This is a genomic window from Thermoactinomyces sp. DSM 45891 (assembly GCF_900119485.1).
Taxonomy (GTDB): Bacteria; Bacillota; Bacilli; order Thermoactinomycetales; family Thermoactinomycetaceae; genus Baia.
The window spans coordinates 501,598-520,219 of sequence record NZ_FPJZ01000001.1 but is presented as its reverse complement, the minus strand read 5'-3'; the positions used below and the strand labels follow the sequence as shown (position 1 = coordinate 520,219).

Sequence of the window (18,622 nt, the reverse complement as noted above, 5' to 3'; positions counted from 1 at the left end):
AGTGGATGAGCAGAGAATTGCTGAAAGTGGTAGAATGATTCATGTGAGCTATTGCACAATGAGTTTTTCTGGAATAATATAGAAGGAAAATGATAGAGTAGGTAGGCGAGGAAAATGAAACGTTTCTTAATAGTAGGAGCAGTAGCAGTTGGTGTTATGAGTATGGTAATGGGATGCTCTAAATCGAACGATCATGCTGGGCATAAAGAAATGGCAAATCAGCAAGCAGCAAGCACTTCTACAAATGATGTAACGAGAGATAATTGGCTGGTTCCAGAGTTTACATATACGGATCAAGATGGGAAGAAATTCGGAAGTCAGGATTTAAAAGGAAAAGTATATTTAAGTAATTTTATTTTTACTAGTTGCCCAGATGTTTGTCCTCCTATGACCGCGAATATGAGGAAAATCCAAGAAGATTTGAAGGCAGATGGATTAAATGTAGAGATTGTCTCTTTTAGTGTTGATCCAGAGACAGATAAGCCTGCGGTGTTGAAGGCGTTCGGAGAGAAGCATAAAGCTGATTTTTCTAATTGGCATTTCTTAACGGGATATGCGCTCTCTGATATGGAGAAATTAGCGCGTGAGACTTTCAAGGGGACAGTGGAGAAGCAAGAGAGCCAAGTTCAGGGCGGAAAACCACTCTTCCAACATCCAGTTCAATTTTACTTAGTGGATGGAACGGGTAAAGTTCGTAAGTTTTATAACGGAATGAATCCAGATCAAGCTTTAATTAAAAAAGATGTGAAAGAAGTGTTGGGTAGTAAGTAGATAAGAAAAAGCATGATGGGAAGCGATAGTTTCTTTCCATCATGCTTTTTTGTGTTGTTTGTTGATAAATCGGCTATTGAAAGCATTCGTAAGCTTGATTCAACCTTTTCGATAACCTCTGTAAGCTCTTTATTATCTCTACTAATTCACTTGATTGGAATGAGACAACTTCCGTTTATTCCAACCTATAATCACAAATCCTATCGCCCAGGTGATAAGTAGCAGAATCATCGCTTCGATATAACTCACCCGTTTCATTACAAGGGGCATGATAACAAGTAGGAGGCCAAGTAGAGCTGTGAGGATTCGGGTGATGGTAGCCCAGCTATGAACGGCTCGCCGGGCAGATACGGGATACAGTTTTACCCAGAGTGGATACGTTTGCTGAGTGATTAATCTAGGCATTTGAAGAACGAAGAGACCGATTGCAAGGGGAGTAATCGCCCAAGATACCCATGCATAAGGAAGGCTGACGACGAAGAGGGCTGCCCAGATCCAAATCCGATAAAAACTAGCAAACAAGTCACTTCGCCTGATCAAGGTGCGCCAGTATAAATAGGTAAATGGCTCCTTTTTTGTTGTAAAGCGATGGATGATAGCGATAAGCCATGTTCTTTTTTTAATCGGTGGCTCGACTCCTCGCAACTCTACAAACCAACTAGCAAGTGATTGCCAACGATGTCGTATGATCGATTCTCTTTTTTGCCAGATCATCCACGGCATTTGGCTGGTTTTGGTCGTTTTATATAGCCAAATAGAATGAGCGATTGGAAGAAATAGAGCTAGCACGGTGTAGATTTGATAGGGATGGAGTGACCAAAATACGAGAAATGCCGTAATTCCCCAAAGGCAAGCCTGATCCAATATGTTCGAAAATCCTTGGAGCTTGCGATGGTCTTCCATCACCCGTACCCACAAAGTCCAAACTTGTAGAGCGAGTAACATACTAATTGCCGTCCACCATTCTAACGAAGTACCGATCCGAACTCGATAAAGGGGATAAAGCAGGAAAAGAACGATGGTAAGACGAAGCATAGCCATACCTGCTGAGTATAAAAAGGCCGTTTTTCTCCAAGCGGGCATCGTGTGCTCGAGAGGAAGTAAAAAAACTAAATCCGCTTTTTCGATCCACGGACGGAATTCTACGCTTGAGAGGATATATGTAAGAATCCCCCATACAACCCAATCAAATGGGAAAGTAGCAGGTAGCTCCGTGAGTAGGGTTTGATATGCTACGTAAAAACCAATTAAGAGAATGCCTAGAACCAGAGGCGTCCCTCCGCCGCTTGCGATCAGAGTGATGATTCGCGTGGCCTTCGTCCATGTTATATGGATACGTTGTTGTAGTAAGGGTTTATTCTGTTTCATCGATGATCCCCTTTTACAACCGATATAAAGAGTTCGTGCAAGGTGGCATGTGGACGCTTGGCCTGGCTTCGCATCTCTTGGATCGTCCCCGCAAGGGCAATATTTCCTTGATGAATACAAACATATCGATCACAAAGTTTCTCAGCCATATCAAGTATGTGAGTCGAGATTAAGATACCGGTTCCCTTCTCTTTACGTTGTTGTAAGAGCATCGCTAATTCATCGATAGCAATGGGATCGAGTCCCACAAATGGCTCATCTACGATCAGATACTTACATTCCGTGAGAAAGGTACAGAGAATCATAATTTTTTGTTGCATTCCTTTGGAAAATGTATCGGGGAACCAGTTACGAGCCCGTTCCATTTGAAACTGCTGTAAGAGTTGCTCGGCTCGTTTATGAAAGATTTCGTCTGATAGTCCATAGGCAGAAGCGGTTAATTCAAGGTGTTCCCATAATGTTAACTCTGGATAAAACAAAGGCATTTCTGGTATGTAGCCGATCTTGGACCGAAAATCTTCTGGTTGATCAGATAGTGTGGACCCATCAATCGTGATCGAGCCACTATGTGCGTTTAGTAGACCTAGGATATGTTTCATCGTGGTACTTTTACCAGCCCCATTTAGCCCAATGAGACCAACTGTTTCACCGGGGTTTACTTGAAAAGTAAGGTTATGAATAACGGGGCTTGTACGTGAATAACCACCGGTTATATTTTGAATGGAAAGCAATGTAGTTCACCTCTTGTTTGTGGAAAATGACTAACCCTTATTTACAGAAAATGATTAACTCCATTGTACAGAAATAGGGTTAGTTGGTCGACTACAATAATCTAGGAAGTAGGAACCCACATTGAATACATGGCAATGGATTATATGCATTCTCGTTTTCGGGCTATTACCCAATATTACACACTTATATTTAACCGGTAGACAGAAGCGAAACCAACTGCATAGTAGCTGGAAAGATGATTTGCCTAAAAAGGTCACATGGTGGATGAATGGGATCTCATTGTTGTATGGGATCATTCTACTTTCTATCAATTCCTTCCCTCATTACACTGAATGGTTCATCATTACTGGGATCTTATGGATCATGGGGATGATTGTGTGGTCGGATCTATGGGTGGGGATGATTCCGAATCTATGTGTGATTGTGATGTGTGGATTAGGGATTGTGGAGCAGATTCGGAGTGAATCCTATCAGGAGTATTTGCATACGGAATGGTTGATTGGAGTGGGGATTCTTTTCCTGTTCATCGTTTTGGCCTTGCTTACTCGTTCTATGGGCTGGGGAGATATCAAGCTATTAACCGCTCTTTTTATTTGGTTAGGTACATGGAATTGGGTTATTCACCTATGGATCGCATGTGTGAGTGCATGTGGGTTGGTGTTGCTACGAGCGTTCACAACCAAACAAATGGCTCGAAAACAAAAAATAGCTTTTGGTCCACATATTGTACTCGGGGCGATCATTGCTTGGATGGCAGGAGAAACGATGTGGGCAGGCTATCTAGAATGGTTTCTCTCATTCTAGTAAAATTGGCTAGTACGCAGTTCTAGTTTGGGTATTTGTCCATATACTGTGATAGAAAGTTTCTGGAGGGAGGATCTATTATGGTAAAAGTAAATGTAAAGCCCAAACGAGAAAAGTCTGCTGTAAACGATTCTCGGGATGATCATTTGGTAAAAGTCGCTACACATCCCCCTTCAACGGGACCTACGTCTGTGACCGTTGAACTGATTCAGAATGAGGAAGAAAAGAGAACTCCAGACATAGAGCCAGTGGAATCGAAATCGCCCGCTCAGGGACGTACCTTTCTAGATGCATTAAGTGCGTATCGCTTTCGAAAAGTTTTCTCGATCGAAGATGATCGGGAGGCAGAGATCATCGAGTGGAGTTCCCCTCATACTCCCCCTCGAAACTCGAAAAAACGAAAGTTTAACTGGAAAAAAACATGGCTACAGGTCGTGTTATCGATAGTAGGTGCAACGATCTTAGGTTCGATTATGGGGGTATCCGTTCTATCTCTGTTTTTTTCGGGTGATTCACAAAAGCGACCAACGAACTCCATTGATTCACATCTCACACCGAAAAGTGATTCGAAACAAGAAACCCCTGTTCAGGGCGATCCCAACCATTTTCCAGAGATGCCTTTTATTTTGATGGAAACAGGAGGCTACGGTGACGCATCCGCTGCACAAAAAGCTGTTTTTGAGCTTCGTTCAAAGGGATTTGCTTCAGTATTATCGTTTACGAATCCAGATCGAATCCTCGTAGGAATGACAATCGATGAGAAACAAGCAGGACAGTTGTCTCATTTTCTAAAACAAAAAGGGATTCCGGTAAGTTCAAAAAAGATACAGTCGTCTCAAAAAGAAACCAAGAAACAGATTGATTCATCATTGCAGTCGTTTATCCATCTAGGAAATGAAATGGTACAGGAGATGACACCCTTAACCGTAGCACAACTTACCAGTTCTAAAGAACCGCCGCCCCCCTTTCCATTTAAAGCAGAGTATCTAGAAAAGCATCGAAAGCTCCTCACGGATGGACAGGCAATCGCCAGCTCTTTACCACAAACATCTAAAAATTATTTATCGGAGATGATTAGAGGCATTGATCAGTCGGTACAAGCAGCCGAGGAAGCCCAGAAGAATCCAAATCCAGCATTGCTATGGATGATTCAAGAAGGGCTAGTCCGTTATAGTACTTCGTACCAGCAACTAATTGAATCATTTCAATAGTCAGTTTGGTTAGATTCTTGTTGAATAATGCCAAGTTTGCTAAACTAAAATTACCATAATTTTGACTGCACCTTTTTGATGAGGTGCTTTTTTGTACATATGAGGATTTTGGACGAAAGAAGGCGCTTATGTGGAGATTGTTTTAGCATCTAGCTCACCCAGACGACGTGAATTATTAGCCCATCTAAAAGTGGATTTTCGTGTGCAGACGAGTGAGGTTAGCGAAGAGATAGAAGGTTTGATAGAACCAGGTGAAGTAGTAGAAATATTATCTTTGCGTAAAGCGGCGAAAGTGGCTGAGGAAGAGAAAAATGCTTGGGTAATTGGTGCGGATACGATTGTGGTGCAAGGCGGACGGATTCTCGGAAAGCCGAGTGATCCAGCTGATGCGTTTGCGATGCTATCACGCCTTCAAGGAACTCGGCATCAAGTATTTAGCGGCATTAGTTTGATCGAAGTTAGGGATGGTGAGGTAAAGCGTTCGTTATCGAGGCATGCGATCACAGATGTGTGGATGAACCCGTTATCGGATCAAAGAATGAACTGGTATATCGAGACTGGAGAACCCATGGATAAGGCTGGTTCTTATGGGATTCAAGGATATGGGGCTAGTTTTATTAAAAAGATTGAGGGTTGCTATTTTAATGTAGTGGGGATCTCGCTATCCTTGCTGGTGGATATGTTAGAAGCCTGTTCTTGCCCACTGTTTGAGAAGTCAAAGTTGTAATGTGTAATGCATCAAGATGGACACCTAATCAATTCGAAATGTTTGGGAGAGGATTCTAGTGGAATGTAGTCGTTCTCAATTACTGATGAGAGATGTTCCAGCAGAGGAGAGACCTCGAGAGAGAATGATTCAACTTGGTGCAGAACACTTATCAAATGCGGAATTAATTGCTTTACTTCTTCGAACAGGCAGCCGCGGGGAGTCTGTTCTAGCACTAGCCCAGCGCTTGCTTACGGGGACGAATGGACTGCGAAACCTACACGGATCTTCTCTTCAAGAGTTGACGAAGATCCGGGGAATTGGGGAGGCGAAAGCGATTCAGATTTTGGCTGGGATTGAAATTGGAAAGCGTCTTGTCAAACATAGACGAGAAGAGCTAATATCCATTCAAAATCCAGAGACTGTGGCTGAATACTTGATGGAGGATCTTCGTTATCTCCCGCAAGAGCATTTTGTCTGTCTCTATCTTAATATAAAGAATAAAATTATACATAAAAAAGATATTTTTGTCGGAGGATTAAATTCTTCCATCGTACATCCTCGAGATATTTTTCGAGAGGGAATTCGGTACAATGCAGCTTCCATCATATGTGCTCATAATCATCCGAGTGGTGATCCTACACCTAGTCCAGAAGATGTAATGGTTACCCAGCGTCTAATGGAGGCTGGGGAGTTAGTGGGGATTGAAGTCGTGGATCATATCATTATTGGAGATGGTCGTTTTTGTAGCTTGCGAAATGAAGGCTTGATGTTTGAGCCGAGTTAAAACGGTTTTTTGACAATAAGAAGGAAAATGATGGAATTTAGCGAAAAAATAGAGTTGAGGCGGGGTGACGTGAATGGGGAAAGTGATGAAGCCTTACGTAACGATCAAAGGAACCAAGGATGGCCTATTGTTTTATTTTGATGATTCATGTCCCTATTCGGAGATTTTAGAAGAGTTAACCCATAAATTGGAGCATAATCAAGCGCTTTGGGAGGGACCAGATACAAAGATTCGAATTAAGTTGGGATCACGTCAAATTACACATGAAGAAGAACAGTTGTTACGTGATATATTTGCCCAAAAAAAGAATCTAGTGATCTATGGTATTGAATCAGAAGGAAGACCGCATCTAATTGAGTCTGAAATGGGGATTACGACTCTTTCGGGAACGGTTCGTTCTGGACAAGTCCTCACTCATATAGGAGATTTGCTATTTCTAGGTGATGTAAATCCGGGTGGCAGTATTCAAGCTTCTGGAAGCATCTATGTAATGGGAGCGCTACGGGGATTAGCTCATGCAGGGATGCATGGAGATGAGAGGGCAATCATTTCGGCATCGGTTTTTAAGCCAACACAGCTTCGTGTGGCCGATGTTATTTCTAGACCTCCCGATGAGTGGACTGAATTTGATAGCACGATGCGATTTGCTCATGTAGTGGATGGACAGATTTCGGTAGAACGTATGAATCATTTTTGTCAGATCCGCCCCGACCGAGAGTGGAAAGAAGTACAGAGAAGTTATCGATCGTTATAGAGAGGAAGGGGAGTCAAGTGGGAGAAAGCATTGTTGTTACTTCTGGTAAGGGTGGAGTAGGAAAGTCGACTACCACCGCAAATGTGGGTACAGCGCTGGCATTAGCAGGGAAGAAAGTGGTTATGATTGATACAGATATCGGGTTGCGTAATCTAGACGTCCTGATGGGTTTAGAGAATCGAATTGTATATGATATAGTTGACGTTATTGAGAAGAAATGTAGAGTGCAACAAGCACTTATAAAAGATAAGCGTTGTGACGAATTATATCTATTGCCCGCTGCGCAGACGAAGGATAAGAGTGCGCTTACATCGAATCATTTGCGCTGGTTGGTAAGTGAATTAAAAGAAGAATTTGATTATGTCATCATCGATTGCCCAGCAGGGATTGAATCAGGATTTCAAAATGCCATTGCTGGAGCTGACCAAGCGATTGTGGTTACCACCCCAGAAAATGCGTCGATTCGAGACGCTGACCGAGTGATCGGATTACTCGAAAAAGAGGATATGCCTACTCCTAAGTTAGTGATTAATCGACTCAAGACCCAAATGGTAAAGGAGGGCGGGATGATGGCGATTGATGAAGTCGTCTCGGTCCTCGCGATTGATCTACTAGGAGTCGTCCCTGATGATGAACAAGTGATTCGAGCTGGCAACGATGGCGAGCCAATCGTGTGGGAACGTAGTAGCTTATCCGGCAAAGCATATCGTAATATCTCGAAGCGAATTATGGGGGAAATGGTTCCATTACTCGTCCTAGAACCAGATTCCAGTATCTTGGTCAAAATGAAACGATGGTTAGGGTTTGCATAAACAGCTTTGGAGGAAGAAGGGGAAATGCCTTTCTTCCCTTTGCTATTTTTTAAGAAGGACAGAAGGAATGATACAAGATGAAGTTAAAAGGAAGTGCGTGGATCGCTTGGATATTTTTACTCCCTTCACTGCTCGTAATCGGGCTAGTGCTCTTTTATCCCTTAGCAACAGAGATTCGTTATAGTTTCATCGATCATCATGGTCAGATGACCTTTCAACACTACATAGAGTTATTTAGCTCATTTTTCTCATCTAATTCGATTTTTCGTGATGTCATATTCCAGACCATAGCGTGGACGGTTATCAATCTCTTTCTCCAGTTTACAATCGGTCTGGTACTGGCCCTGCTCTTAAATCGAATTCGGAAAGGGCGAGCGATTTATCAGACCCTGCTTATGATTCCGTGGGTCGTTCCGTCTTTTGTCGGGGCCTATGCATGGTTATGGTTGTTTCACGATCGGTTTGGCTTTATGAATCAAGTCCTACATAAAGTAAAGCTTCCGATTTTCCATTGGTTAGATGATGGTACGATTACGATGCTGGTCGTCATCATGGTAAATGTGTGGATCGGCGTTCCTTTTATGATGATCACGTTTCTCGGTGGGCTTCGAAGTATTCCAAGATCTTTATATGAAGTAGCTCGAATCGAAGGTGCCTCTTCATGGCAACAACTTACTCATATCACACTCCCTTTGCTCCGTCCAGTTGCCGTAACGGCTACGGCGCTAGGGATGATCTGGACCTTTAATATGTTTAATGTGATTTATATCGTATCAGGTGGTGGCCCTGCGAATTCGACTGAGACCCTCATAACCTATACATATCAGGAAGCGTTTCAAAATGGCAATATCGGCATAGCTTCTACTTATGGAGTCGTGATTCTTAGCTTTTTAATAGCATTCACCCTATATTATCAGCGTGTACTGAAAGCAAATCAGAACGAAGGGATGTACTATTAAAATGCGTAAATCAAATAAATGGGTTCACATTTTACTAGGAATTGCTTCGTTCGTCTCCCTATTTCCCATTCTGTGGCTGTTACTGACAAGCTTGAAGCCCGTATCCGAGATCTATAGTGACACGTTTCGCATATTGCCTAAGACGTTTACGATCGAGAACTATGTAGATGTAGTAACGAGGTCAGATGGAGTGTTTTGGACGTGGTTTTTAAACAGTATCATCATCTCGCTTTTGACAACGGTGATTGGATTGATTTTGTCCACTACTGCCGCCTATGCGATTTCTCGCTTTCGGTTCCGAGGGCGAAAAGGGATCACGATGAGCTTCCTATTTACACAAATGTTTCCGGGGATTTTACTCCTTGTTCCGCTTTCTATCATGATTGATCAGCTAGATTTGCTTAATACATACGTAGGCGTGATTCTCGCGTACTTAGCTATTACCGTTCCTTTTTGTGTGATGGTGTTAAAGAGCTTTTTTGATGCCATTCCCATCGAAATAGAAGAAGCGGCTCGAATGGATGGATGTTCGCAGTTTGGGATCTTCTGGCGAATGGTTCTTCCGCTTACGCTACCAGGCTTAGCCATTACTGCATTTTATTCTTTCCTAACAACGTGGAATGAGTTTATTATTGCTCTTACTTTCTTGAAATCGGAAGACATGTACACATTACCTGTCGGCTTACAGCATTTTGTAAACCAATTTAACACTCAGTATCACTTAATGGCTGCTGCGGCTATGATCATAACGGTGCCTACTTTGCTATTTTTCTTTTTCGCTCAGCGTTTGGTGTCAAATCGATATTTCTATAAAAAAGGGTGATCGTTTCCGTCTACGATCACCCTTTTTTATGACTATGAGCTCTTTTTCGTACCCATCCATTTCGAAATCTTATCTAACATACGCTCAAAAAATTTGCGCATCTTCATCCCCTCCTTCTTTACCACAAGCATATGAGCGAGGGACAAGACATATGATTGTACAAACAAAATCCTTTGTAAGGAATGGAAAGGAGGATCAGATTTTGAAAGAATGGGGTGTATATAATAAATCGCGTAGACAAGAACAAATTCGTCTGATCCGCCAAGGATCACATAAAATAAATTCGGCCCAGCCTGATCAAATGGAAATTTCTTCGGAAGACAGAGCGCCCGTTGCCTTGCTCACTACACAAGAAGGCGAGTATCCGAGCTGGGTGGCACCTCCTTTAACAGCTTCTAGTTATGCGATGGGAGGGATGCAACCTTGGGGAAAGGCGAAACCATGGAATAAGAAAGAGAAAAAACGAAATAAACCTGTGAAATTTCTTGTTCAGATGGTGATAGCGGCTACTTTGTTCCTTGGTACTACACTTGCTGTTCAACATCAAACCAAAGTAGGTCAGATGCTCACAAGTGCATTACAACATAATATGGATGTTTCTACTATTGCTAAATTGATAGATCAGGTGGTAGGGGAAAATGCTACCGTGCTACCTGCTTTTGTGGGAACGTTTCTAGAGCAGGCTAAGCCCGGAGATCAATTAGGTACGAGTTGGCAAGTACCCAGTAAAGGGAGAGTGTTTCTTCCCTATACATCTGAGCGAAAAGGAATGGTATTACAATTAGTCCAAAATGAACAAGTTCATGTAGCAAGAGATGGCTGGGTTTCCTTTGTCGGGACGAAAGAAGGATTAGGACAAACCGTTATCGTGGAGCATGAAGACGGGAGTGAGAGTTGGTATGGCTTTCTGGATAGGCCAACTATAAAAGCCAAAGCTGCCATGAAAAAGGGAGATGTAATAGGCAAAGCGGAAGACAAACAAGGTCAATCATTCCTTTATTTCGCTATCCAAAAACAAAATACTTGGCTAGATCCAACGAAGGTGATTTCATTTGGCTCCCCGAACTAGTTCGCCATGGAAAGGGATGAAGATTCGAATTCATCCCCTTTTTTGGCTGGTGATCCTGCTATCCCTTTGGACAGGGCACTGGATTGAAATACTTACCCTTTTTGTCGTGATCGTGATTCATGAGTTAGGCCATATAACCGCCGCCTGGTCATTTGGCTGGCGCATTCGTTCCATGGAGATTCTTCCCTTTGGTGGCGTTGCCAAGATGGATGAATGGGGGACTGTGCCGAATCGTGAGGAGATTGTCGTCGCGTTAGCAGGCCCGTTTCACCATGTATGGATGGTTTTAATCAGTGTCCTTTTTTATCAAGCAGGATGGTGGACAAAAGAGTGGACCTTGTATTTCATCGAAGGGAATCTATGGATCGCTACTTTTAACCTTCTCCCCATTTATCCGTTAGATGGGGGCAGGGTTCTTCAAGTATGGCTAACCTATCTACTTCCGTACCGGAACGCCGTTTCCGTTACCCTCTGGTGGAGCTTACTGGCCGCATCTCTGCTTGTAATCCTGTCCTTTTTCATTCCAGGAAGTCTCGTTCACGTCCCACTATTTTCGATTTCTGTCTTCCTTCTTTATAGCAATGTGATTTCGTATAGGCAAAGAGAATATCAATTTATCCGCTTTCTCTTGCATCGATTGGAGAAGGGGATCGATCCAAAGTGGAGGTCTGTTCAGATTAGACATGCTGGTGGAGCGACCCTACGTCAGATTGTGAAGTCTTGGTATAAAGAGAAGGAACACATTGTGGAAGTAATGGGTGAGGATGGTGGGGTACTAGGTGTGTTGACAGAGGAGCAGTTATTAAAGAGGTATTTCTCTAGCCCAGTTGTACCGAAGAAGCCGCCGCATCAGCGGATAAGTTAAGTAGGATAAGTCAAATTAAGAAATTAGCTATTTGTTAGTAAAAAGTGTAATCGGATTTAACTCCACGATTACACTTTTTGTATGAAAAAATGATAGAAGCATTCCAAAGAAAATCTAGGGGAAATAGCTTTTAATCAACATATTTATACATGCCATTAAGAAGGTTGTCACTTACTGCGACAGGTCCGCCTTGAACAAAAATCTGGTCAATCTTTTTTCCCGCTGTTTTCTGAGCATTTAGGTACTCCACTGCATAGGTACTTAATTCAGTTGGATGAGTAAGCAATATAGCTCCGTTATGTTTCGCCGCAAGAGGAGCACCTACTACGACATCAGAGTATATTTTCCCATGACTCGATGTGTATTCATTACCGCTTCCAATGACAACCGTTTTGATATCAAGACCGAATTTCTCGATGAGTTTGATATTGGTTTCATATTTCCCACCTAGAGTAGCAATTCGCTCCACTTTGTTTTGGGAAGAATAGGATTTTAATTTATTTGCAATAGTCTCTGAGACTTGCCCCGTACCACCTAGAATCACGAAGTTTTTATACTGTGGATATTTCTTCAGGAAGGAATCGACTGAGCTTGAAATCTCATCTTTATTTACATATAAAGTTGGATACCCTTTCGAAATCGAAACACTGAGTGCTGATGCGAAATAATCACCTTTCTTATCACTGGGTCGACTCTACGGGGAAAGAAGTAAGCACTTCAGCGAATCAAGCGAAAACGACCTTCCGCCCTATTGATGAAAATGGAATAGAATATCCAGATCCAGTGGATATCAAGCCGGGTCAAAGCATCAAAGTGAGGGCAAAGGTAATCGCACCAACGCTTAGCTCTTCGAATCTACGTGAAGAATTTACTTTGAGATGGGATATCTTGCAGGATTCAAAGAATTGGTTATCTCAAAGTGAGAAGCCAGTGGCTACGTTGAATCAGAAGGTGGCTGTTGAGAAGGATAAAACGGAGAAGAACCTTGGAGAAGCAGCGACCCATATTAAAGAAAATTCGGGTCCCAATAGTGTAGTGGGAGCCAACCTATTTAAGGGGAATTTTGCTTATAGCTTTACACCGTTTAAACATGCTACTAAAGGTTTTACTACTTACGCAACTCTTACCTATAACAGCTTGAATGATCAGTCCACCATTATGGGCAAAGGTTGGTCACTTGATACTAACTCGATGATGAGTATAGGTGCACCGATGAGTAACGTGGCTCAGATTGAGACGAAAACGGATAAAATCGTCTCTGGATCTGTTGTCTTGATCGATGATGAAGGAAGTAGCCATACTTTTACCTACGATAAAAATAAGAAAAAGTTTGTGCCTCCATCTGGAACCAATCTAACGCTACAATACCAGAGCGGTAAAGGTGGGAGTATCGAACAACGGAAGTGGATTGTTTCTGGATCGGATCAGCAAAAATATTACTTTAACCGGGATGGATACGTAACGGAAGTAGTAGATCGGAATGGAAATAAATCAACTTTCACCTATGAAAAGAAAAAGATTGATAATAAAGATACACATGTATTGAAATATATGACTGACACATCTGGTCGCCAAGTCTTAACGTTTACCTACACATCCAAGAATCAGCTTCAATATATCGATGATTTAGTAGGGGGACGAACAGCTCTTCACTATGATAGTGATGGCCGTCTCGTGAAAATCGTAGATGGTATTGATAAAAGCAATGGTTCCGAGTCACTTGCGAGAACCTATCAGTTTACCTATCATGCTACCAAGAAAAATATGATGACAGGCGTTATTGATCCAAGAGGAAATAAAACCTCTGTGCAATACATCGAATCGGGTACTGATGCCAATAAAATCGGCGAGTGGATCAATCGGGATGGAAAGTCGACTTACTTCAACTATAATGGCAATGAAGTAAATGTTACCGATGCGAAAGATCGGAAAACTCGATATCTATTTGATAGTCGCGGACGGAACACTTCCTTTACGAATGCGATGAATCAGACTACGAAATATGCTTATGACGACGATGATAACCTCATCCGGACTGAGGAGCCAAACGGTGCAGTTTCGACTACGACCTACGATCCTCATAATCATGGACTACCTGTTACCAAGATGGATCAAGTGAATAATGCTCTAACAGATTCATCTGCACGGAAAGCATCGAAAAATGAATATAAGTATTCGGATGACTACACATCTGCATTGCTGACCAAGGCTACTTCGCCAGAAGGAAAAACGATTACCTATACCCATGATAAAAATGGGAATGTCATCTCTGAGAAAGATAGTATGGGGAATGAAACCAAAATCTCCTACTACATCACAGATGCAAAAGGAAAAGCAATCGATACCACCGATCCAAATGCAGCTGGGACGAATACAGGACTTCTTAAAACGAAGACCGATGCAAATGGAAAAGTAACCACCTATGGAGATCCAAATGCAACCGATCTAGGCTATGATCCAAACGGGAAACCAAAGAAAGTGAAAGACCCATTGGGGAATGTCACTACCTTTACCTATGGACCTCTTGGAGAAGTTCTTACTACAACAGATGCTAAAGGGAATACTACAACCGTTACCTATAATCTCTTAGGAGATGTAATCAAGACAGTAGCACCAAAGGATCAGTTAAATAGAGAGTTCATTACAACACCAGGTCCCGTCTTAGATAAAAATGGAAACGTCTTGTCTCAAACGACACCGACAGGCGCGGAAACAAAGTCTGAGTACGACAAGATGGATCGCGTGATCAAAACCATATTGCCGAAAGATGATAACTCGACTACTGAACGCGTAAAGACCTTTACCTATAATGAAGTAGGAAAGCTGGTGAAAGAAACAGAGCCTAACGGCAATGTAACGCCAGATAACGCAGACGACTTTTCCACCTCGTATGAACATAACGCATTGGACCAAGTTACTACGATTACCAATGCCAAAGGGGATCAGATTAAGCAGGAGTATGACAACGTTGGGAACTTGATAAAAGTAACCCAACCACTCGGTGTACTTACAGCTGACCCAGATGATTACTCTGTGAAGAAAGAATACGACCTGAATCATCGTGTGATCAAAGAAACCGATGCGAAAGGGAAGTATGTTCTAACTGAATATGGTGCAGATGGTCAGGTGACACGTACTCGCGATAAGGAAGGAAACTTCAAGTACAACTACTATGATGCGAGAGGATTACTTACCGAGAGTCGCTATCAACACGATAAAGATAAGGTTCGGATTACCAAGTATCGCTATGATAAAATGGGGAATCAAACGGAAGTAGAGACTCCACGTGGAGTGGAAACGCCAAACGAAGGAGACTTCGTACTCAAAAAATCATACGATGCGTTGAACCGAGTCTCTGAAACATTCTTCTCCTATGATCCAACGAGCGTAAATACGCGCTTCCGAGAGCAACACAGCATCCGATATAAGTATGATTCAACAGGCAATGTGGTCGAAGTAAGTACGCCACCGACAGAAGGAAGCAACACACGTAACACCGCAACTTTTACTTACTACGACAATGGCTTGATCAAGCAAATACAAGACCCTTGGAAGACAAAGACTAATTATCAATACAACGATATTGGCCTTGAAACCGAACGTCTCGTACAAAGTGCCGACGCGAAAATGCAACGGAAAATGACATGGGATTACCATCCAGATGGAAAAGTGAAGAAAACCTACGATGCAGGACTACGTACACCCGACTCACAAGTGTTTGATTATAAGCGCTTAGAGTATGCTTACGATGCAAATGGTAACTTGGTTGAGACGAAGGACCAGAGCACAGGAGCCAAACTGGATACGTACCGCATGTCCTACACATCCATGAACCAAGTAGCCATAATCGAAGATATCTCAAAAGGCGTCGTCAAGAATAAGCGAGAGTTTGAATACGACCGAAATGGAAACATCGACTCGCAAGAAGATCCGCTCACTCGTTCCATGTTCTACTATGACACCATGAACCAAGTCGAGCAACTTGCGAGTAGAGAGGCCGGTACAAAAGAGTATCAATGGACGAAGTACGAGCGTACGCCAAATGGTCAGATCTCCAAAGTAACGAAACCAAACGAGATGACCACGAGCTATACGTACTATCTCGATGCTCTACTTAAAGAGATGGAGACCAAGAAGAAAGACGGTACCACCATCCAAAAGCATGCTTTAGAATATAATGCAAACGGACACCGTACCAAGGACATCTATACCGGAATTGATGCAGATAAGAAAGCTTTTAACTATACCTATACGTATCAGTATGATCCACGAGATCGCCTAGTTGAGTACAACAAAACAGGAACATCTTCTTCCAAGGAACAGTATGTACTTGATGCCAACAGCAATATTATTTCCAAGACCATAGATGGTGTAGCGACCAATTATCAATATGATAGAGACCGACTCATCTCGGAAACGACATCTGGTAAGACCAAGAAATACGAGTACGACTCCATAGGTCGTGTCTCTCAAATCAAGGCTGACGATGTTACCCAAGAAGAATACAAATACGACGTATTTGATAACAGGTGGACAAGTCATCTCGGAAGAAGTAGATGATATCATCGCTCGTTCGTACACCTACTCTCCATGGGGTGAACGACTCTCGATGACCAAAAAGGTGGCTCAAGGTAGTGAAACATCCTACTATCTCAACAACACCGATGTCGATGTAGAGATGCTCCTAGATGAACAAGGTGACGTCCGCGCCACATATGGGTACACCCCTTATGGTGAAAACGATGACGCTCTCTTCTCAGGAGTAGACAAGCCTGATCCGAAGAATCCGAATAAGGAAATGTACAACGCGTACCGTTACTCCGGTAAGCCATGGGATCCGAATACGAAATCCTATGACCTCGGATTCCGTAACTACTTCCCAGAAGTAGGAAGATATCTGACAGCAGATTCCTACACTGATTCTGAGAAGTACAGAGGACTCCTCATGGATACAGCGAATTACAATGTGTACGGATTTACCGATGGGAACCCAGTATCCAATCATGATCCAGATGGACATGCAGGGGAGTTTTTTCTACCATATGACTTAACCTATCTTTTGCCATCCAAGAAGCATTTAATTGATAAACCTTTAGGAGCACCCTACGATCCCTCTGCTCGAAGAGTAGCTGGTCGTTGGATTGGTGGAAAACCTAAGCCAAAGCCAAAACCTAATCCTAGTCCTAGTAATAGGAATAAGAATGCTTACAAGCATTGGAAACAAACCCTCTACTCTGGAAAATATCGAGGTAAGTTTGGTGCTGAAAGAGCGTATGTAGAGGAAATGCGATCTAGTCTAACTTTGGAAGAGAAGTACGCAGCCCAAAATATATTTGATGGTGTGCTATTTGGAATTGGGCTCTTTTTAGCCCCAGAATATGAAGCATCTAGTGGCTTTCGTTTTTGGTTATCCACTACTCGCGTAGGGAGAAGTGCTGGTAAATACATTGATAAGGCTACGGCTTCTATTGCAGGATTTTTCACAGGGAAATCTTCTACACCAACTCCTAAGCCAATTAGCTGCTTTACTGCGGGAACCCTGATTGCGACATCGGTTGGAGAAAAGCCAATTGAAGAAATACAAATTGGAGATAAAGTTCTCGCCAAAGATGAAAAAACAGGGAACCTAGACTATAAAAAAGTAGTCCATCTCTTTGAAAGAGAAGTAGACGAGATTTATGAAGTCTATGTTTCCGATCAAAAGATTGAAACCACTGCCGAACATCCTTTCTGGGTCGAGGGCAAAGGCTGGACCAAGGTAAAAGACCTACGTGAAGGTGATAATCTCTTTACCTCAAAAAGAAAGCGACTTCCTATTGATAAAATTGTAGTGAAGAAGAAACATACTACGGTTTACAATATTACAGTTGAGGGGTATCATACGTACTTTGTGACTGATTTGAACATTTTTGTTCATAATAAGTTGCCGTTAAATTTGCAGGCTTTTGGTAAATATAAAACTACATCCGAGGCTACGAAAGCTGCAAAAGAGTTGAGTTATGTAAAAACAAATTTTCAATCTCACGGACAACCAGTCTTTAAGCATAAAAAGAAAAATTTATATATTACGCCAGATGTAGATTCACACAATGGTGGAGCTTGGAAGATGGCTGACTCTGTCAGAAACTTGGGGAGCAAGAAAACGAGAATGGGAACCTTTGATGAAGATCTAAATAAAATCGGTGACTAAGACTTGCAAACCAGCAGAGACCGTCTTTAGAAGACTGAGAAGATAATCTGAAAAACCTAGTGATATAAAAATCTCTGGGTTTTTCTTCCATAGGGAGATGTATTATGTACAGCTATCGGGTGACGAAGTATAATCCAGAATACAGGGTAAATGGTGCTTATACAAGAGATGAATGGACATCAGTTGCTGATGTTGGAAAAGCAGTAAATTGGAATGAATATCTTTCAGTAGAAAATAATTACGTGAATGCCGTAATTGCATTTATGGAAAAGGTAAGAGTGTCTGTTCTTGAAGTTAGTAATTTGGAGAAATACGATACTCTACAACTATATGCGGATCAAGATATATATCTATCAAAAGATATGGATGAATTGTATAGAAAGATAAAAAATGGTGTCTATTTGAAGAAGAACGATATAGAACATCTAGTAAGAATAGTGTTGAGAGAGTATCTATGGTGTAAATTAGTCCATACACCAGATGTTTTTGTTCATTTTGGTTATGATTACTATATGTATTTTGGTTGTTCTTTTCAGTTGGATGATGAGTTTATACAACAATTACATTTATTAGGATTATTCGTGGAAGAAATGATTTCACCATACAATGATAATAACATTTAGTGGATGGGAAGACGTTCTTTTCGCTGTAAAGCCAGCATAAACATATTCTTCTTTTTAATAAAAAAGGAGAGGATTTGTTGTAAGACTTGGAGTGCCTACCTGTTGTATGCGTAAATAGGTAGGTACTCTTATTCCTTATGAATATAGA

General features: G+C 42.0%; 17 protein-coding genes. 14 read left to right on the top strand and 3 right to left on the bottom strand.

The genetic code is table 11. The features are described 5' to 3' along the window. The first annotated feature begins 114 nt into the window (after positions 1-114). Entirely contained in the window at positions 115-771 is a 657-nt protein-coding gene (locus tag BT147_RS02630) for an SCO family protein (RefSeq protein WP_072330600.1), read from the top strand. A gap of 141 nt (positions 772-912) precedes the next feature. Here BT147_RS02630 and BT147_RS02625 read toward each other — a convergent pair whose 3' ends face one another. After that, on the bottom strand, positions 913-2,139 hold the full coding sequence (locus tag BT147_RS02625) for an ABC transporter permease (protein ID WP_072330598.1): 1,227 nt from the start codon (positions 2,137-2,139) through the stop codon (positions 913-915). Continuing rightward, entirely contained in the window at positions 2,136-2,870 is a 735-nt protein-coding gene (locus BT147_RS02620) for an ABC transporter ATP-binding protein (protein ID WP_072330596.1), read from the bottom strand. Before BT147_RS02620 ends, BT147_RS02625 begins: the two co-directional genes overlap by 4 nt. Before the next feature lie 121 nt (positions 2,871-2,991). On the opposite strand from BT147_RS02620, the gene BT147_RS02615 reads away from it, so the two are divergent. The 10 genes from BT147_RS02615 (at position 2,992) to BT147_RS02570 (ending at position 11,661) form a co-directional block, all read left to right on the top strand. Continuing rightward, positions 2,992-3,675 (top strand): prepilin peptidase, encoded by a 684-nt coding sequence (locus tag BT147_RS02615; RefSeq protein WP_143187887.1) that lies wholly within the window; start codon positions 2,992-2,994, stop codon positions 3,673-3,675. 80 nt (positions 3,676-3,755) lie between these two features. Further along, positions 3,756-4,886 carry a hypothetical protein gene (locus BT147_RS02610; RefSeq protein ID WP_072330592.1) on the top strand — a complete coding sequence of 377 codons (1,131 nt, stop codon included), beginning with the start codon at positions 3,756-3,758 and terminating at the stop codon, positions 4,884-4,886. Between the two features lie 130 nt (positions 4,887-5,016). Then, complete coding sequence (locus tag BT147_RS02605) at positions 5,017-5,613, top strand: Maf family protein (protein ID WP_072330590.1); 597 nt, start codon at positions 5,017-5,019, stop codon at positions 5,611-5,613. A gap of 58 nt (positions 5,614-5,671) precedes the next feature. Further along, a complete protein-coding gene (radC, locus tag BT147_RS02600; protein WP_286118946.1) occupies positions 5,672-6,379 on the top strand; it encodes a RadC family protein in 708 nt (235 codons plus the stop codon). Positions 6,380-6,452: 73 nt separating this feature from the next. Continuing rightward, positions 6,453-7,133: a septum site-determining protein MinC gene (minC, locus tag BT147_RS02595; RefSeq protein WP_083426308.1), complete on the top strand. Its 681-nt coding sequence runs from the start codon at positions 6,453-6,455 to the stop codon at positions 7,131-7,133. A 17-nt stretch (positions 7,134-7,150) separates the two neighbouring features. Then, positions 7,151-7,945 (top strand): septum site-determining protein MinD, encoded by a 795-nt coding sequence (gene minD / locus BT147_RS02590; RefSeq protein WP_072330588.1) that lies wholly within the window; start codon positions 7,151-7,153, stop codon positions 7,943-7,945. A gap of 77 nt (positions 7,946-8,022) precedes the next feature. Further along, entirely contained in the window at positions 8,023-8,904 is an 882-nt protein-coding gene (locus BT147_RS02585) for a carbohydrate ABC transporter permease (RefSeq protein WP_072330586.1), read from the top strand. 1 nt (position 8,905) lies between these two features. After that, positions 8,906-9,727 carry a carbohydrate ABC transporter permease gene (locus BT147_RS02580; RefSeq protein ID WP_072330584.1) on the top strand — a complete coding sequence of 274 codons (822 nt, stop codon included), beginning with the start codon at positions 8,906-8,908 and terminating at the stop codon, positions 9,725-9,727. A 202-nt stretch (positions 9,728-9,929) separates the two neighbouring features. Further along, on the top strand, positions 9,930-10,796 hold the full coding sequence (locus tag BT147_RS02575; RefSeq protein WP_177239638.1) for a M23 family metallopeptidase: 867 nt from the start codon (positions 9,930-9,932) through the stop codon (positions 10,794-10,796). Beyond that, a complete protein-coding gene (locus BT147_RS02570; RefSeq protein WP_083426306.1) occupies positions 10,780-11,661 on the top strand; it encodes a M50 family metallopeptidase in 882 nt (293 codons plus the stop codon). The genes BT147_RS02575 and BT147_RS02570 overlap by 17 nt, the downstream gene beginning before the upstream one ends. 130 nt (positions 11,662-11,791) lie before the next feature. Here BT147_RS02570 and BT147_RS02565 read toward each other — a convergent pair whose 3' ends face one another. Further along, entirely contained in the window at positions 11,792-12,205 is a 414-nt protein-coding gene (locus BT147_RS02565) for a cell wall-binding repeat-containing protein (RefSeq protein ID WP_072330580.1), read from the bottom strand. Positions 12,206-12,318: 113 nt separating this feature from the next. Here BT147_RS02565 and BT147_RS02560 point away from each other — a divergent pair, with 113 nt between their 5' ends. The 3 genes from BT147_RS02560 to BT147_RS02550 all read left to right on the top strand — a co-directional run bounded on the left by BT147_RS02560 (position 12,319) and on the right by BT147_RS02550 (position 18,474). Then, entirely contained in the window at positions 12,319-16,221 is a 3,903-nt protein-coding gene (locus BT147_RS02560; RefSeq protein WP_072330578.1) for an RHS repeat protein, read from the top strand. Continuing rightward, positions 16,148-17,851 (top strand): toxin C-terminal domain-containing protein, encoded by a 1,704-nt coding sequence (locus tag BT147_RS02555; protein WP_083426304.1) that lies wholly within the window; start codon positions 16,148-16,150, stop codon positions 17,849-17,851. Before BT147_RS02560 ends, BT147_RS02555 begins: the two co-directional genes overlap by 74 nt. Before the next feature lie 104 nt (positions 17,852-17,955). Next, on the top strand, positions 17,956-18,474 hold the full coding sequence (locus tag BT147_RS02550) for a hypothetical protein (protein ID WP_072330574.1): 519 nt from the start codon (positions 17,956-17,958) through the stop codon (positions 18,472-18,474). The last annotated feature ends 148 nt before the right edge of the window (positions 18,475-18,622 follow it).

Bases quoted from the DNA above. Each gene is read 5' to 3' on its own strand.
- BT147_RS02555 (WP_083426304.1), top strand. From the start codon at position 16,148: ATGTTACCCAAGAAGAATACAAATACGACGTATTTGATAACAGGTGGA.
- BT147_RS02610 (WP_072330592.1), top strand. From the start codon at position 3,756: ATGGTAAAAGTAAATGTAAAGCCCAAACGAGAAAAGTCTGCTGTAAAC.
- minC (WP_083426308.1), top strand. From the start codon at position 6,453: ATGGGGAAAGTGATGAAGCCTTACGTAACGATCAAAGGAACCAAGGAT.
- BT147_RS02560 (WP_072330578.1), top strand. From the start codon at position 12,319: ATGCGAAATAATCACCTTTCTTATCACTGGGTCGACTCTACGGGGAAA.
- BT147_RS02550 (WP_072330574.1), top strand. From the start codon at position 17,956: ATGTACAGCTATCGGGTGACGAAGTATAATCCAGAATACAGGGTAAAT.
- BT147_RS02625 (WP_072330598.1), bottom strand. From the start codon at position 2,139: ATGAAACAGAATAAACCCTTACTACAACAACGTATCCATATAACATGG.
- BT147_RS02630 (WP_072330600.1), top strand. From the start codon at position 115: ATGAAACGTTTCTTAATAGTAGGAGCAGTAGCAGTTGGTGTTATGAGT.
- BT147_RS02585 (WP_072330586.1), top strand. From the start codon at position 8,023: ATGAAGTTAAAAGGAAGTGCGTGGATCGCTTGGATATTTTTACTCCCT.
- BT147_RS02580 (WP_072330584.1), top strand. From the start codon at position 8,906: ATGCGTAAATCAAATAAATGGGTTCACATTTTACTAGGAATTGCTTCG.